An 18,676-nucleotide genomic window follows, 5' to 3' on the forward strand; every position below is an offset into this window, starting at 1 on the left:
ATTGGGGTTCTCTTACCGTTCTCTTCAATATTTACCGTGCCCAGTTCCAAGGTAGAGTTATCTGCCGGTGCTGGTACAAGACCTGGGTCGACAATTACCTTATTGCTTTCGTTCTTGGCATTATATTTAATGGTAAATTGTTCTTTCACCGGATTTGGATAAATATTAATGGCAGCTGAAGTTGTTAAGCTACCTGTATAATTAATTGCTATTGGTCTATAAGGTGTAGATTTCCCATCATTATCATACTGTACCAATCTATAATAATTATTTCCCATTAAAGGACTTTTATCTACCAGGCTATAGCTGGAATTACTTCCCTTAGCCTTAGTACTTCCTATACTGGTATAAATACCATTTTCACCCGCTCTCTCTACTTCAAATCTATTGTTATTGGCTTCTACGCCTGTGCTCCATTTCACCAAAACCCCTTCATTAACCTTAGAGGCGCCATAAGATGTTAAAGCAACAGGTAAAGTAGCCGGAGGTTCAAATGAAATGCTAAATCTATTTGCACCATAGCTTGCGGCAACAGCCTTATCTATGGTAAAATTATAGTCTGATCCATTTAATAAAGTCGATGTATTCAAATAGGCATCATTTAACTTCGCTAAAGTATTGCTTGGCAGTTTATCTAAATTTATTTTCAAACGATAATTCGCTGATACATCTGCATCTACACTGAAATTAACTTTAGGAACTTCTCCTATTGCTGGCATATAATTAATCACCAACTTTTTATTGTCAGAAGATAGAGTTGATAAATAAATTTCATTGCCTGCCAAAGCAGCCACATCTTCTCCTTGTACAAAACTAGCAGATTTACCATCCTTAAACACAATGACTGCCTCAGCTTCATATGGACTATTCACCTTTTTTACAAATACCCTTAACTCTGAACTAGAGGAGATACTGGATAGGTAATCAGTTTGTGGTCGTTCTGCAACTTTATAATCAATTAGCGAAATATGATCTAATGGAGCACTTAATATTAAAGGTAAGGGCTGATTGCTAATTTTAGCTGCTTCAGTGAATTTTAAGCTACCAGAACCATTTGTTGACTGCACAAAAAAACCTTGACCACTTGGTATTAAGTTACTGCCGCCATTTACGCCCACGTTACCATCATAAGTTGCATATTGTCTGTTTGCAGGATTCCAGATCATGACCACATTGTTCATGTTCGATTTAACCAATCCAGCAGAATTCCAATCAATTGTAGAAGCATATGGATTTCCTACCAGGTTATACCCACTTGCCGAAGCACTATAAGTTAAAGGTACCGTAATATCTTGTTGGTTCAACACACCATCAAAATCTATCACTTCATTTTCTGGGTCCATAAAAGGAGGAGATACTTTTAATGAAAAGCTACTTCTGTTTCCCCTATAGAACAAGTATGATCCTTGGCCTACATTAACTGATGTATTAATATTCCCAACGGCTACAAAGCCATTATTATAAGTCCAGGCCGATGGCGAATTTGTGGGACTATTGTCAAAACCATTTAATGTACCACCAGCACCAGTGACAATAATATCATCAATAAACTGACTAAATTTATAAGCCCTATTGCCCGGGTTATCATTGTTGATAAATGATGCCGTATTATCATAAACTGGTGAAGAAAACATCCTATAGGTTCTATAAGGTTCCATGTTTCCACCTGTTACATATCGTTGCACGTTTACTGTACCGGTGATAGATGAGGTTGATGGTATAGGTGCTATTCTAGCAGAATTTGAAACACTTGATAATAGGCTAAGATGACCATTAGCATTTAACGAAGTATTAGTAGATAAAGTTAGCACACCATCAGCAGATACTGAGAAATTACCGCTTGTTAGCGTCTTTATACCACTATTAGAAAACACAACTTGATTAAATTCTATTCCCTGACCTGAATTAGATCCCTGATCTACCAAACTTTGGCTGCTTAACCCACTAAAATTGATCGGTGTATTATTAGTGATCAGATCCACTCTACCACCAGCAGAAGACCAATCTCCATTCACATTGAGTATACCACTTGGACCAGTCTTTAGGCCTGAACCCGAAGCAGCTAACAATCTATTATAGGTTCCTGCAATAATATTCTGATTAGCAGAACTGTTGAATTCAACTCCAATACTCCAAGTTTTACCCACCGAAAAAGCATTGGTGGCCTGTGTTTTCAAGGTACCAAAGCCTGTGTTGGTAAAAGTGCCACCAAGTATGTTTTGGCCCATATCCAGAAATCCTGTTTGAATTGATAACACGCCATTTATATTATAGGTTGCAGTTCCACTTGGGAAGGTAACCCCTTGTGCATTCAAAATGGTCAAGTTGTTTACCGTTAGAGGCAAACCCGTACCGATCGATTGGCTAACATTTCCATTATAGGTATAATTACCAGCAGTATTATACAACCTACTTCCTGTATTTTGAATTGTACCCGTATATGTTCCTGCAGCCATTAATCCATTTGAATTGGCCGTAATTAGGGTAGCTCCAGCCGACATGGTAAAATTACCCGAAGTTCCGTCGATTATCGCTGTTCCAAAATCAACAATTGCCGATGAATTAACGTCGAAATTAACATCGCCGGAAATAGGAATGCCCACATTAGAAAAATATTGTGGCGTATTACCTATAAAACCTATATTCACAGTACCGGTACCACTTTTTAAGCTTCCTCCATCAAGGGCAAAATTGCCTGCAACATTTAGCAGTCTGGTTCCACTCGTTTTATTAACCACCACATTTCCGCCAGTTAGCCTAAAATTTCTATCTATAACCGATGTTCCTCCTGTAGTACCCAAATATACCACCCCGGTTCCTGTGCTTACCACAGTAAAGTCACGTGCACTAAAAGTGCCTAATAAAGCTGGGCCATTATTGCTAATATTTTGATCTGGGCAATTCCATACAAAGTCTGAAAACGCCTGACCACTTCCACTAACATTTCCCGTATAGGTGGTATAGCCTATAACTTCACAAACAGCACCCGTATTCCATGTTGCTGTAGGTATTATTCCTGTAACTGTAGTAAACTTATGTTGATATTTACCTGTACTGGCAAATTCCAAGTTTCCGGTCACCGTTATCGCACTTTTATTGGTTAAAGTCCCTTCAACCAACATATCTATTGCATTGCCTCCATTGGCAATAGTGAAAGTACCTGCATTTATATTTAACGCGCCTCCCACTTGAATGGTTAGTTCATCAGCAGATACCGTAGCGGTTACATCCACCACACTTCCACTTTGAATGGTAATGGTTGCAGAGTTATTGGTAGGCGTTAGCGTCGCTGGTTGCCATGTTATCAAATCAGCCGAACTTTCCCAAGTGCTTGCATTATTCCATGAGCCACTGCTTGCGCTCCTAAAGTGATAGCTAATTAAAGATGCTCCTGTTGGCTCTGGAATATTTACCACTTTTGAAAAGGCCGTAGCATCATCTGTTACCGTAACTGTCTGCAAGCCTGCTGCATTAATGGTTACATTTAAGTTTCTGTAATTATTTGTCACCATTGAAGATGAAGCAGGAACCACATCACCTACACTAGATTTTGCTAATGTTAGTGTGTTAGTAATCCCGTTAACCACATTGAAATATTCATCAACTGCCCTTATTCTCAATTGAAATTGTGTGCCCCTAGCAGGAATAATCGGATTTCCCGTTACACCTGTAACCGTACCCGAAGCCAAAGATTGATTAGGCAACAGCACCAGAATTTTAGCATATGGACCTGCAGCCATTGTAAATGAAGGGCTGGTATTTAAAGTTCTAGCTCCATTGGTAAGATCGGTGGCTGTTATTGTGCGGTTGGTTGCCGCTGTTTTTAATACCACACTAAATTCTTGCGTACCATTTACCAACACCGCATTAGCATAAGGGGCAGCCACATTAACATCATTTGAAGTAATGGCCACTTCATCTGCTGCAGTAGAAACTAAGTTCCACGAAGCATCTACTGAATTTACCCGTACATTAAAAGGTACACCAACGGTTTGGGCTATCGGAGTACCCGTTTTACCCGAAGTTGTGCCAGGGGCGGCCGATTCTCCCGGTAATAATAATTGAAGCTTAGCGAAAGCGCCTACCAATACATTTACATTAGCACTTTGGCTTGATTCAATCGTACCATTTGTGGCATTAACAGCTGTGATTGCAGCTGTTCCCACCGTTTTTAAGGTAATGGAGAAATTGGCCTTTGTTCCTGCAACCAATGCTGCATTAGCTGGCATTAGAGCATTTAAATCTGTTGATGATAAGTTGATTTCATCTGTGATCGTGGTTATTCTATTCCAATAATCATCAACCGCATTTACCGTTACATTAAATGCGGTATTAGCTGTACGGTCTGTAGGTGCTCCTGTTTTACCTGTTACAGTTCCTGGAGCGGCCGTTTCACCTGGCAACAATAATTGTAATTTAACAAATACTCCTGGATTTACGCTAATAGAAGGGCTTGTGCTTACTGTTTTTGTACCATCGGTTACATCTGTAGCCTTTAACTGTTGTGCTATAGCTCTACTAAATGTAACTGAAAACGTTCCCGTTCCTGCGGTTAATGCTGCATCAGGCGATAAAATAGTAGTAAGCGCATAGGTTGCATTCACATTTGTAATGGAAACCACATCGTTGACATTGGATATAATATTCCAATTCGCATCAACTGCATTTACTGTAACATTAAAAGGTACTCCAGCTGCCTGAGCCAATGGCGTACCTGTTTTTCCGGTGGTTGTTCCTGGAGCTGCTTCTTCTCCTGGCAATAATAATTGAAGTTTGGAAAAAGCTCCAGGCAATACATTTACACCATCTGTTGTGTAAGGTATACCTGTTCCAGGGCTAACATCGGTAGCCGTAATTGTATTTGAATTTCCTATCGTTTTTAAGCGAACCGAAAATGTTCTCGCCCCAGCAGAAAGTGTATTATTTACTGGATTAGTCCCTAAAGGATCAGTTGAAGTAACCTGAATGGTATTAGTAGCCGAAACTTTATTCCAATAGTCGTCTGTTGCAACCACCGTAACATTAAATGAGACATTGGAAGTTACATCACTAGGCGTACCCGTCTTTCCTGTCTGTGTGCCCGGAGCCTGAACCTCTCCTGGCAATAAAAGCAACAATTTACTGTAGGCTCCAACCAAGATCCTAACATTAGTACTCGTATTTTGAGCTACGGAGTTATTTGTTACATCTGTTGCCGTAAAAGAAAAGTTTGCCGCAGTGGTTGGGCTAGCTGTACCTAGAGCAGAATTAAAGGTAGCTGATCCATTTACCAGATTGATATTGGGAGGAATAATAGCTCCAGGATTATTTGAAGTCAGGTTGATTTCATCGTTTGGCGCTACCGTAACAATATTAAATGCATAATCTACAGCATTAACTACTACCGGAAATGCCACACCAGCAGTCTGGACAGTAACAGTACCCGATTTCCCTGTTGCCGTACCAGCCGCATTGACCTGTCCTGGCAATAGTACCTGTAAAGAGGTAATTGCCCCTGCTACTTTTGATAAGGGGGCCACAATAGTTCCCGTAGCAAAGCCCGCAATTACTCCAGTACCTCCTGACCTTGTCAAGTTAACTTCTGCTACAACGATCTTGCTTGTTGATTGCACCTGTATACCAGAAATGGTAAGGGAATTCCCCAAGGCAGCCGTACCAGAAGCTGTATAGGTTATGGTAACCGCAGTTGCCGTAACGCCAATGGTAGCTGAAGTGATATTCGGACCAGTAAATGATACAGCGCCTATTCCGGCTTCAAACTGCCAGCCTGTAGGTCTTGTAAAAATTAATGTTCTATTTGTTCCGTTAGTAAAATCTCCAGCATTAGTGCTCGAAATTACAATATTTCCCAATGCTGTATAACCAGCAAGAGGTCCACCTACAGATTTATCTGCAGAAATTCCCTGACCGCCGATAGCCCGAGTGACAACCACATCAGCAAAGGATGATCTAGCAATAAACAAGAAACAGGTTAAGATCAGAAAGAACCTGATCTTAAGGGTAAAAATTTGCATAGGCCTACTATTTTCTTTTATCTTTCTTAAACAAACGATCTCTATTATTCTGTAAATCAAATAATTCGGCTAATCTCGCAAAATTTAAACATTTATACAATACCCAATTATGGTTAATTATCCCCAGAATTATCGTTCGAAAAAAGGTCTATTTTTTAATAAGTTTGCTACTGCCCAATTTTAAATTGTTATTTACATCATATAGTTCAAGCACGTAAGTTCCAGCTGAATTAGCAGAAAAATTAGTATTAAAACCTTTATCCAAATCTGTTTTCCCTAGTGTCTTTTTAACAACTACCTTACCCGATACATCTGAAACTTTCATTAAATAAGAGCCATCAGTTAATGTACCGCTATATTTTATGGTGAAATCGGTATCTACCAGATTGGGGAATACCATTACAGATGCCAAAACAGCATTTAGTTCATATTTAACCATTACAGGATCATATACTTTAAACTTCCCATCTTTATCCACTTGTGTTAACCTATAATAGTTATTTCCCTTTAAAGGAGATTTATCTAACCATTGATAAGCTGCTATCTCATTAGCTGAAACGGTAGTCATATTTACAAAAACCTTATCATCTCCCGATCTTTCTAAAATGAAATGACTGTTGTTTACTTCATTTGCTGTAGTCCATTTAACCTGCACACCCTCGTTCGTTTTATTAGCGGAGAATGACTTCAAGACCACAGGCAAAGTTGTTTGTGGCGCCAACATTAATACAAATCTATTGCTGCCAAAACTTGCCGTATCCAATTTATTGATATTCAAAACATAACTTACTCCCTCAGCAATATTTGTGAGTGTATTTAGGTATCTGTCCTTTAATTTAATTTCAAAACCAACGGGCATATCGTCTAGGTTGAATTGTAATGAATAATTTCCCGAAGAGGTGGCATTCACAAACAATCCGATATTTGAACTATTGGTTATTTCTGGCATGTAATTAATGGCCAATTGTTTCTGGTCTGTAGACAAACTCGCCAAAAACACTTCCTCGCCATTTAAATGGAGTACATCGTCTGTTGTATATACCGCCAAAGCACCTCTTTTCAACACCACAAGGGATTCATCCTGATTGTCGGTATTTTCTTTGGCCAACTTCACCCTGATTCTAGTTGGCGTTTCTTCTGCCAATGTATTCTCTCCAACTGCCATCGTTGTATTCACCATTTTCTGTTCAACACTCATAATGGTCGACGACGACTTTAAAGCCGTCCCCATTTTGGCAGATTCGGTAAATGTAACCGAGGGAGATACATTGTCGCTAGTTTGGACAAAAAAAGACTGCCCTGATGCAATATATCTAGAGCCTCCATTTACACCATCGCTACCGTTGTAAGTAGAATACTGACGTTGATTAGGATTCCAAATCCTAACCACCTTACTTACATTGCTCGTTTTGGTGATCAAGTTCCAATCTATAGTAGCCGCATAAGGATTGCCCAACAAGCTATAACCAGAACCTCCATGAACTAAAGGCACAGTAATGTTTTGTTGATTAAGCACTCCTTTAAAAGTCATAACAGTTGATTCTGGATCAACGAATGGCGCATTAACTTTTGCCGTAAAATTATCTCTGTTTCCTCTGAAAAAAATATACATCCCTCTACCCACATTAACAGAGGTATTGATATTCGGAATTGCAACATACCCCTGATTATAAGTAAATGCACTACTGTTGTTTTGAGGCGAGGGATCAAAACCGTTTTCTGCTCCTTTTGGCCCCGTAACAATCATATCATCAATCAACTGGGTAAATTTATATGTTCTATTTCCAACTACATCGGTATTAATGAAAGCAGTTGAGTTATCGTAAACAGGAGACGAAAGCATCCTATAAGTCCTCAACATATCTTTACTTCCGCCCTGAATGTATCTCTCTACGGTAACTTCTCCCTGAATTGAGGATCCAGTAGGAATACTGGCAACACTTGCCGATCCATTAACATCGGATTTCAATGTTAATTTACCAACAGCCTGTAGAACTGTATTTCCAGAAATGGAAAGTAGGCCACTTACAGCCACAGAAAATTTACCATTTCCAGATAATGTTTTTATACCACCTCCATTAAAAGATACATTGTTAAACAATACCCCATTTCCTCCTGCGCTACCCTCATCAGTAATAGATTGGTTGCCACCGTTAAAACTAACAGTAGTATTATTGGTTGCCAAATCAATTTTACCTCCTGATGATGTCCAATTCCCAGAGACAGAGAGATTATTCCCGGCAATATTCTTCAATCCACTTCCGGTAAAGGAAATGTTTTTATAACCAAACGATGTATTCACATTCTGCAAGTAAGCGGATTCATATACGACATCCCCATTAGAAAGATTAATATTGTAATTACCCTTTAAAGCGAAAGGCGTTGCACCGTTTAAAATCAAAGAGGCATTATTTCCCAAAACAAACTTGTTCGTGTTTGAACTAGATACAATCTGCAAGTCTGTCTTGATATTGAACTTTGATCCGTTAGATAAAAACTCTACAGCGGCATTTTCAGCGTTAAGAAGCAAGCTGGTTACATTTAATGTTGCAACAGAAGAAGTTATCGTCGAATTTGAGGTAGGTACAAAAATTAGGTTTCCTTTTACATCTATAGTTCCATTACCCGCCAATGTAGCTCCCGCTTTATTTTCTATTAAGCTGTTTACCGTTAAAACTGCGCCCGAACCAATAGTTAGCACAACAGCTTTGGCAGATCCGATGACTATATTCCCAACAGTTTTAGTCGTAGACAATAATGGTTGATTGGCGAATGTACTCACTCCAATACGAGCTAAATCTTTAGTATCAGGAATTCCAGCTGGCGACCAATTTGAAGAAACCGACCAATCAGAGGAAGTATTTCCCGTCCAATCATAAGTTTTACCTGAACCGGCTGCTGGTGAAACCGTATTGGTAACACTTCCTGTATTTGAATAATTGGCTTGAGAATTAGAGCCCTGAATTTGAGGAGCTCCAGTAAAAGCAAAAGATGCGGTACTAGAAGCATCAGTCCTTACATCGGCACTGATAAAATAATAACATGCAGTAGCCAATGTTCCATCAGCATTGCCCAAACTAGAAAACCTATCCGATAACCCACTGTATTGTTGGGCTGTCGAATTCCAGAAATCAACGTTGACTAAAAAAGTATCATCTCCATTCCCAAAAAAGCCGTCCATTGATTTGTTAAATTTCATGGTTCCGCCCTGAAGCACATCTGTAATACTTCCCGAAAGCGTAAACTGAATTTGATAGATATCAAATAAACCCCTAGCTTGCGCCTGCAAACCATATATTACTGCATTTTTCTGCCCCGCATATAACGGATTGTTAATGCCATTTGAAGCAGCATTAGCGCCAGTTATCATCAACTGCATACTATAGGCCTTCATTTCATCAAACTGAAACCGATTTTCAGTGGTAGATGAAAGCAATAAAGAAGAATTTGCATAGGTACCTAACTCTCCATTATAAGCTCCCGCACCTCCTCTTTCTGTGGTAGCTTCTTTTTTACTGGAAGTATAAGGGTCTACATACAAATGCCATACATAACTACCTTGTCTTTTCAAGCGTTGAACACGTATGGCATAAGTAGTATTATTTCCTCCTATACTTGAGAGATCGAAAGCTATGAGATCATTATATTGGCTAGGCGCATTAGAATTATTATATCTGTATCTTAAATATAAAGTTGAGCCCACTTGGGTTAAGAAATATCCTTTTGATATATTCTGATTTGAATTGTCTCCATACAACCAGTATTTCCAAGCGTTTTTGTTATTATCAATTACATCAGAATTATCTGTATTCGATCCATTATTCCTATACAACAAAGTCCATTCATAACCATAATTCTCATTATTAAGGTTAGTACCTGCAGGTAAAAAAGACAAACTAAAACCTCCTGCTTGGCCATTGCCCGTGCTCACCAAGGAATAACCATTCTCTGAAGTCAAATTATTAGCAGATTGACTTGAGCTGATTTTTAAACTAGCACTACTACCTACTTGCGTAAAGGCAGTCCCTAGTTCTCCTGAATTAAAATTATTGTAATAATAACCTGAACCGGTATAGCTCTGCGCATAAACAGCAGATGTTAACACTAAAAGTATAAGGGTAGATATATTTTTCAGAGTCGTATTTTTCTTTTTCATTGCGAGAATGAAAAGTCAAAATATAAGCCACAATATGGCCAATCTGATTAGACCCTACAAAAACCTCCCCTAAACGACAAAAAAGCTATTTGACAAAAAAATGAAATCATGAAAACCTCATTCCACAACCATTAAGCACCCCACAAAAAGAAGATTATTTTCCCCAAAAATACCCGCAAATTCCTCAATTCTTCCTCAGCAAACTCCATCACGGTTCTTTAAGCAGTTTTTCCATAGCTACCACCTTTCCACTGGACACATTAATCAATTTTAGGAAGTAAACCCCTGGCAATAGCACTGCAGCACCAATTTCGTGTCCCTTATTTAAATCACTGGAATTTATAATTAACTTTTTAACCCTAATTCCGCCCACATTATAAAGCGCCAATTCATAATTCCCTTTTTCCAATCCCAAAGTTTTCACCGAAAACTTATCCACAATTGGGTTGGGATAAACCACAATCGACCTGTCTGATGCATTTAAGCCATAATCAACCACTACCAAACTCGAATACCTCTTTTTACCACTGTTGTCTACCTGCATCAACCTATAATAATTATTCCCCAATTCTGGGCTTGAATCCAAGAACGTATACTGGTGATTTTCTCTTGGCAAAACCGTTCCTATAGTAATAAAATCTCCTTCTTCATTTAATCGCTGAACCTCAAAATGCTTATTATTCACCTCATGTTGTGTTGCCCATTTCAACAGTACACCATTGGTAGTCCGCTGTCCCTCAAAGGTCACAAAGTCTACCGGCAACGTAACAGGAGCCTCCACAAGAAGGGCAAATCTACCGCTTCCAAAACTCAGTGCATTTAACTTATCTACCATAAAACTATATACCATACCAGGTACTACATCTATTGTTTGGTTTAAAAAGTAATCCTTAAGTTTAAGCTTAAGACCACTATAATATTCATCAAGATTAAACTCCATCAAATAGTTTCCACCAACAGCAGCATTTACATTCATTTTCACTAATGCACCCAATTCTAAAGCGGGCATGAAATTAACAGCAAGTTTGTAGTCATCAGAAGAAAGAGAAGTGATATTAACCACCTCTCCATCAATATGGAGTGCATCGCGATCATCTAACATTGAGTTCTCGCCTTCCTTAAACACCACAGCCATCTCATCCATTCCATAAGAAGCCAAAGGCATCATTTTAACCCGAACAATATGTTGTGGTTCAGCTATCGTTCGAACACCTGCGTCTGTTCCATTAAGGGAAATATTCGAATTATCCCCCATACTCATCAACAGCGTTGGAGCCTGACTGGCCGAAGCCTTTATACTTTCCTTAAACTTAATTGTACCTGCAGCCATAGAGCGTACAAAGAAAGCCTGTCCCGAGGCAATATATCTACTTCCTCCCAATAACCCTACACCATTGGTATAAGTAGCATAAGACCTTGTTGCCGGGTTCCATATCCATGTGGCATTGCCAACGCCCCCCTTGTCAGTTCCCCAATTAGCGGAATCCCAATCTATAGTTGAGGCATACGGATTGCCCAACAAGCTATATCCCGTTGTAGAAGGCAAATTGACGCTGATATTTTGTTGATTAAGGAGGCCATTAAAAGACACTACCACATCTTCCGGATCTACAAATGGAACATTCGTTTTTGTCGTAATATTACTTCTATTTCCCCTAAAAAAAACATAAACCCCTCTACCAACATCTACTGTTGTGGTATTAATATTGGGAACGGCCACATAGCCGAGATTATAGGTGAATGCACTACTGTTATTCTGGGGAGAAGCATCAAACCCTGCAGCTGCTCCGCCAGGCCCCGTAATAATGATATCATCTATCAACTGGGTAAACTTATACGTTCTATTGCCCACCACATCGGCATTGACAAATGTACTTGTATTATCATAAATTGGAGAAGAAAACATCCTATATGTTCGATATGGATTTAAAGTGCCACCTTTAACAAAACGCTCTACCTTAACATTTCCTAAAATTGACGAACCAGAAGGTATAGAGGACACCGCCGCCGTCGAACCTAGACTAGAAGCCAACGTGAGATAGCCTCCCGTGTTGAATGTTCCCACACTCACCGTCAATATTCCCGTAAGTCTCAAGCTGCCACCAAGGCTCACTCCACTTGCATTATTTACAGTTAAGTCCTTGATCAAATTGCCAGAAAAAACATTGGCAGGAATAGTCTGTGCTGTTGTTCCATTCAATATGATAGCTCCCGCACTCACCGTGAAAGTACCGCTATTTAAAATTTGGGCAGCAATAGCCAAGGAGTTGGTTACCGTTAGACTGGCCCCATTAGCTATAGTCACATTATTTAAAGCCTGAACGGTACTCACTACCGGATAATTTAATAATGCTGCCGGAATCAATACATTGGTTGAAGCACTAGGTACCAAGCCCGAGCACCAATTATTTGCCGTGGCCCAATTGGTATTTATATTGCCCGTCCATTGGCCATCACCTATAGAAACCACGTTAGTAGACGCAGAGATAACACAACCATTTCTGGTTACAGTAACCGTATAAACCCCCTTGGCCGAATCCGAATAAGTTAATGTTGGATTTTGTAGCGAAGAAGAAAAGCCGTTAGGCCCAGACCAAGAATAAGTCGCCCCACTTAACGTATTAGCCACCAAAGTAAGCGTCGTACCTGCACAAACCGGACTTGTGCTCCCCACTCCTTCTCCTCCATTGTATAAAGCCAAGACTTCTGAGCCACTCAACACCCTGCTATAAATGTAAACATCATCTAAAGTACCTGTAAAATACCTATTGGCAGGCACGCTAGGCCAGCCGTCAATATTATCATAACCAATCCGCCAATAACCCGCATAGTTTTCAGCCGAAAGAACAGTAGCATCTTCGGCCACCTTTACCCCATCAACATATAAAATCATCCCAGTAGTTGCAGACAATGTAGCACTTGCCATATGCCAGTTATTATCAGCATATGACAAGGCTGAGTTTATGGTTTTAAATACACCTCCGGGTTTTACACCAAAAAAGATTCTACCGTCGTTTGCCATATAAATATGCCGATCGAAGCTTGTACCAAGACCCGTCTGATTATTACCAAAACCGATCAACTTCCCGCCCGCCACACTGGTCTTGAACCAGATGGAGATGGTAAAATTTACCGGATTGGAAGAACTCACGGCAGTAGATACATATTGGCTTGTTCCATTGAACTGATAAGCTGTATTGGGTGTATTAAATCGATTCGAAGCCAAAGTTGGACTCCCTTGCAATGTACCATTATTTAGACCGTATAGATCATTTGCATTACCATTGAACTTATAATTTGCCACTATATTTCCTGTTGGGATATTAGCTAAAGTAAAATTTTGGCAGGTGGTAAGCGCATTTCCACTTACTGGGCCATTTAAGTTCTCTCGTAGCGCATAAACCCTGTAATAATAAGTGAGCCCAGAAGTCAGACCAGTATCATTATATGAAATCACATTTGCAGCCGTAGTAGTGAGGTAATTATAGTTTGTTCCATCTGTCGACTTGTAAATTACAAACCCCACCTCATTAGTCGAGTTATCTATCCAGTTTAAAGTCATACCTGAAGAACCAATATTAGTAAAGGTTAGGGATGTTGGTGCATTCACCTCTATAGGATCAAAGGTATAGGTTTGTCCAGTAGCAGGTCTGACTGCCAAACCGGAAGTTTCTATAGTAGAGCTTACAACAGGACTTGTGCTAGCATCACCCAAAGAAAGAAAGTTACCCGATCCCGTACCCAAGCCTGTAATTCCTATGGAGGCAGAACCATTATTTACCACACCACCATCCCTACTATAAACAAACTGGACATTTCCATTTTCATACAACTTGACCTGAAACGACATCACAGAAGCGGGCAGTACCAAAGTAAAAGAATTCTTGTCCCAACGCATGGCATACCATTGTATGGTGAGCACCCTACTGCCCACAACTCCGGTAGTTACATAGCTAATATTACCCGGATTCAAAGGATTCAGACCTGCTATACCTGGGAAAACAGCCAAATCATCCCAAAGCGGAGCGATAACTGGTCTTGTGCCTCCAGCAGAAAGGTTATTCGTTGGCGTACTGTTTACCATGGCACTTCCCAGGGCCAACCAACCATTTGAACTCACAGAGAAACGGGTATAGCGCGCCCCCATATACCAAAAATCAAATCCAATGGGAAGATCTAGATAGGAGACATCATCATCACCAGCCGTCGATACAACTGTTCCACTCACAGAAGTATACGTTCCAGCAGATGCACTAAAACCATAATTGACAATGCTTTGAGAGAAAACAGGTTTTACATTCATCAAAATGCAAAGAAGGGAAAAACACCCAAGAAATCTTAGTTTAAAAATAGTAGCCATGGCAAAATATTTAGTGATGGCAATTGAAATTCACGAAGGAAGAGAGAGGCGTCGGAGTGGGTGTGAGCGTTATCGGCAGGTAGTTCGTTAAAAAAACAAATGCAGTTAATTCCTAATTTTAAGGCAATCGTGTCTTTACGAACGGAGAGAGAGGCGTCGGGCGGATGTGAGCGTTATCGGCAGAATAGTTCGTTAAAAAACAAATGCAGTTAATTCCTAATTTTTAAGGCAATCGTGTCTTTACGAACGGAGAGAGAGGCGTCGGGCGGATGTGAGCGTTATCGGCAGAATAGTTCGTTAAAAAACAAATGCAGTTAATTCCTAATTTTTAAAGCAATTGTGTCTTTACGAACGGAGAGAGGCGTCGGGCGGATGTGAGCGTTATCGGCAGCGTAATTCGTTAAAAAACAAATGCGACTTTAATGTAGAAAAAAATTCCCTAATAAGCAAATTATACAGCAAATTTTCTCAAAAAGAGAAAGCAAATCCACAAAACCAACCACAAGATCAAAAAATAGTAATGCCCGCATTCCAGCCAAACCAGGCTTTATGGCCTGCAATGGTCTTACTCCCTGAAGGAGTTATTTGCTGCTTATAGCCTTTGGCATTTGAGGCTTCGGGAGCATCACTGATATAATAATTTAGGGTAGGTCCTCCATAAACATTTAGGCCTTTAAATATTCTGATCTGCAAATTAGTTTGAAATTTTGTCAAAATATTAGCGTAATCCCAATTACCTAAGTAAAGCTGCTGCGCAGTCGCTTCTGCACCGACTGACAATCTTTTACCCGCAAAGAAATCATGGCCAAAGCCTAATCCAAATGTATCTATACGTTCATGATCTACAAAATTTTTCCCTAAAAGGAAAATGGTGTATAGATTTGCATTACCGGTCTTCAAAGCTACGTTGACATTGATCAGCTCATTGCCCGAAAGGCTAATTTTATGATAGCCCGTTCTTACGATGTTCAATAAGCCCAGGCTCACTCCCGTAGAAGTATCGGCCACATTAATTAAACCAATCTGAAATCCTATATTTTTCTTGGCATAATTAAAAATCCCTGAAATCTGCATCCCTCTTAGCGTACCTTGCACCGAATTACCAATTCCCGCAACTTGTACACCATTCATCAGCTTGGCCCCTACATTTCCAAAGGCAGCAACTTGTACGCCAGCTATATCCTCTTTCCCTACATTGATCAACCCAGTTACCTGAACTCCTTTGAAATCTTTATCGACCAGATTGGCCACGGCCGATATTTGAAAACCTTCGGCCGTTCCATTTACCTTATTTAAAGTAGAAACCTGTACGCCAACTACATTCTTCCTCACCTCATTATATACACCCGAAACCTGAAAGCCACGCACATCCCCCCCCACTACATTGAAGCCTCCTGCCACCTGAACCACACCTACATCTCCTTTATTCAAATTAAAAATACCTGCCATTTCAAAGCCGTCTACTCCAGCGGTATATCCTCCCAAGACATTCAGTGAAAACTTATTCACCACACTGGCGCTCATTCCACCATGCGAGCTTAATCCAGGGGTTAATGATGCCTGAAATGGCGTATTGGCCAAAAAACTAGGAACATTCATATTTTGAATTCGCTGCTTAGAAGAGGCAAACCACCTTCCTATCCTTAGGTTATCTAAAACATTGTCAAAAAAAGCACCTTTTTCTTTATCGGGATCGTTATAGCCTTCCGGCCTCACATTAATGCTCGATAAAAACACCAAGGCCGTATCTCGATAGGTCTCCCTACTGGCCGTTAGGATAATAGACTTATGTTCTCCCTTGAATTTTAGACTAAAAAACCCTTCCTCATCAGTTATAGAAGATTGCAACAAACGTTTTTCATAAACACTTGCATTTTTTACCCTTTTGCCTGTTTGTATATCAATTACATGACCTGTTATGGCATACAGGTTTTCGGCTGTAACAATACTTTCGGCCTCAATTGTAAAATGATTAACAGCATATCTTAATATAATATACTCTGCATTCTCTCTATAGTCTACCTTACCTTCAAACAATTGGTCAAGCACATCACGAACTGGTGTATTTTTCACATGAAGGTTCACTATACTGTCTTGTTGAAATAGCGCACCATTATAGGCAAAGTAAAATCGACCTGCATTGCTGATCTTTTTTAGTACTTCACTTATCTTATTTGCTTTTACATCAATGGTTACACGTTTGGAGAGGTTACTCTGGAAGTTTGCTGCCATTTGTGCATAACAAAGGCCATTCAATAAAAGTAGAGCAATAATTAATTTGGTTTTCATTTCTACTTTTTAGATAGCAATATTTCTGTTTGGTTACGTACCATTTTCAAATCCAGCACTTCACAAATATTTTGTAGATTTTTATCGAGTGAATTAAAGGGCAACGTCGTAAATATCTTCAACCCTTTAGCATCTTCAGCCAATACAACATGGGCTCCATAAGCTTCATTCAGTACTTCTACAAGTTTGGTTAACGGCGTATTATTGGCAATAAAAAGCTTTGTTCTATAATAATTATAAAGGTCATTTTCTGTTGGTTGTTTAACCCAATTATCGATCCCCTTACCTACCGATATGCTTTCTCCTTTTACCAACTGTATTTCTTGATGGGCACTGGTCACTTTCACTATACCGCTTTCTACAATAACCTCGGCAGTTTCTCCATCGTATTTAATATTGAATGAGGTTCCTACCACCTCCACCGAAACTTTGCCCATTTTAATCATAAATGGATGTACTTTATCATGTGCCACCTCAAAAAACACTTCCCCCTTTTTTAACTGCATATTCCTATGCTGCTCAAAATCATCAGCATAACTTATTTCGGTATTTTTATTAACTACCAATTTCGTACCATCAGGGAGCTCCTTGTTCACCACTTGTAAATGGGTAGCGAAATCTGTATATCTAGAATGATATAACAGTTGATAAGCTGTCCACGCCCCAGCAATAAGTACAAAAACCGCAGCGATACGTAGCCAGAAATAGTACTTGGGTCCAATTTTTCGAACAATTGGACGATTTACTTTCTGGTCTGCTCGCTGTTTAAATTTTTGCCAAGCCAACTCCTCGTCAACTTCACTTTTTTGTGCCAATAGGGCGCTTTCATTCCATATTTTTTCAAGTTGGTGGAAATAGCGGACATTGTCTATATTGGCCATCCATTCCTGTATTTCCCTATCTTCTGCCTCTGATGTTTCTTTAAGCAGAAACTTTATCAACAAATCGTCATTCATATCGCCTTGCTTAATTTAAATAACCACTACAACTACCCATTCCGATCAGTAACAGTACAAGAAAATCGACAAGGCTCATTCTCAAAATTCTAAGTGCCTTACCCATCTGGTTTTCTACTGTTTTAATAGAGATCCCCAACTTATCGGCTATTTCCCTATATTTTAGTTCTTCATACCTGCTCATTTGGAATACCACCCTACATTGTTCAGGCAGGTCATTTAAAGCATCGAAAAGTCTGGATTGCAATTCTGTGAGTTCTATTTTTACAGCTGCAGAATCACCATACCTATTCATTGTCCTTTCTGTAAAATGCTGATATTTTGTTTTAATTTTTTCATGTTTAAGTACATTCAAACTATCGTTATATACGCATTTATAGAGGTACGCCTTGATAGAGCTCTGCACGTTCAACAACTCCCTTTTTTCCCAAAACCTTAAAAACATGGATTGTACTACTTCTTCGGCCACGTCCATATCTTTCAAAATCATATTGGCATAGACATGCAAAGCCTTATAATGAGCCTTAAATAGCTGCTCAAATTCAATATCACTATATATTTTTGTTGCTGTTAACTCCACATTAATATTGCTCAAATATATTGCTTTAACATTAGCTGCACAATTAGCCATTTGGCAAAAGATTGATCCTTTTCATCATTTCCATACCATTTTCACTATCTATGGTAAACAGATCTATATAATGCACCTTAGGAAACCAAAACGAGCCACCTTCTACCTTTACAAAAACCCTTTTTAGCAGCAGGTCTTTCCCTTCATCCTTTACATATAACCGATATTTATGATCAGATTTTGATTTTAACAGATATAGCGGCATTTTCTTATAAGCAACTAAACGTACTTCAAATGCATCATCTCCTATTGGTTTACACTGTACACCGT

General features: G+C 39.4%; 7 protein-coding genes. All 7 read right to left on the minus strand.

Annotated elements, in window-relative coordinates:
* On the minus strand, window positions 1–6,014 hold a 6,014-nt coding region (locus JHD79_RS20295), incomplete at its 3' end, for a hypothetical protein (RefSeq protein ID WP_199121187.1).
* Between the two features lie 148 nt (window positions 6,015–6,162).
* Window positions 6,163–10,170 (minus strand): hypothetical protein, encoded by a 4,008-nt coding sequence (locus JHD79_RS20300; RefSeq protein WP_199121188.1) that lies wholly within the window; start codon window positions 10,168–10,170, stop codon window positions 6,163–6,165.
* A 208-nt stretch (window positions 10,171–10,378) separates the two neighbouring features.
* Window positions 10,379–14,473 carry a LamG-like jellyroll fold domain-containing protein gene (locus JHD79_RS20305; protein ID WP_199121189.1) on the minus strand — a complete coding sequence of 1,365 codons (4,095 nt, stop codon included), beginning with the start codon at window positions 14,471–14,473 and terminating at the stop codon, window positions 10,379–10,381.
* A 564-nt stretch (window positions 14,474–15,037) separates the two neighbouring features.
* Window positions 15,038–16,819: an STN and carboxypeptidase regulatory-like domain-containing protein gene (locus JHD79_RS20310; protein WP_199121190.1), complete on the minus strand. Its 1,782-nt coding sequence runs from the start codon at window positions 16,817–16,819 to the stop codon at window positions 15,038–15,040.
* Window positions 16,820–16,821: 2 nt separating this feature from the next.
* The gene (locus JHD79_RS20315) at window positions 16,822–17,775 is read right to left on the minus strand and encodes a FecR family protein (protein WP_199121191.1); all 954 of its coding nucleotides are present in this window, start codon (window positions 17,773–17,775) and stop codon (window positions 16,822–16,824) included.
* A 10-nt stretch (window positions 17,776–17,785) separates the two neighbouring features.
* Window positions 17,786–18,406, minus strand: coding sequence for an RNA polymerase sigma-70 factor (locus tag JHD79_RS20320; RefSeq protein WP_199121192.1), 621 nt, complete (start codon window positions 18,404–18,406; stop codon window positions 17,786–17,788).
* The coding region (locus tag JHD79_RS20325) for a DUF4833 domain-containing protein (protein ID WP_199121193.1) at window positions 18,399–18,676 on the minus strand (278 nt) is incomplete at its 5' end. The genes JHD79_RS20320 and JHD79_RS20325, both read right to left, overlap by 8 nt.

Origin of the sequence: Pedobacter sp. ASV28 (assembly GCF_016428855.1) — a bacterium.
GTDB lineage: Bacteria > Bacteroidota > Bacteroidia > Sphingobacteriales > Sphingobacteriaceae > Pedobacter.

Excerpts from the sequence above, each read along its gene's own strand:
- JHD79_RS20300 (WP_199121188.1), bottom strand. The coding sequence starts at position 10,170 with ATGAAAAAGAAAAATACGACTCTGAAAAATATATCTACCCTTATACTT.
- JHD79_RS20305 (WP_199121189.1), bottom strand. The coding sequence starts at position 14,473 with ATGAATGTAAAACCTGTTTTCTCTCAAAGCATTGTCAATTATGGTTTT.
- JHD79_RS20310 (WP_199121190.1), bottom strand. The coding sequence starts at position 16,819 with ATGAAAACCAAATTAATTATTGCTCTACTTTTATTGAATGGCCTTTGT.
- JHD79_RS20315 (WP_199121191.1), bottom strand. The coding sequence starts at position 17,775 with ATGAATGACGATTTGTTGATAAAGTTTCTGCTTAAAGAAACATCAGAG.
- JHD79_RS20320 (WP_199121192.1), bottom strand. The coding sequence starts at position 18,406 with ATGGCTAATTGTGCAGCTAATGTTAAAGCAATATATTTGAGCAATATT.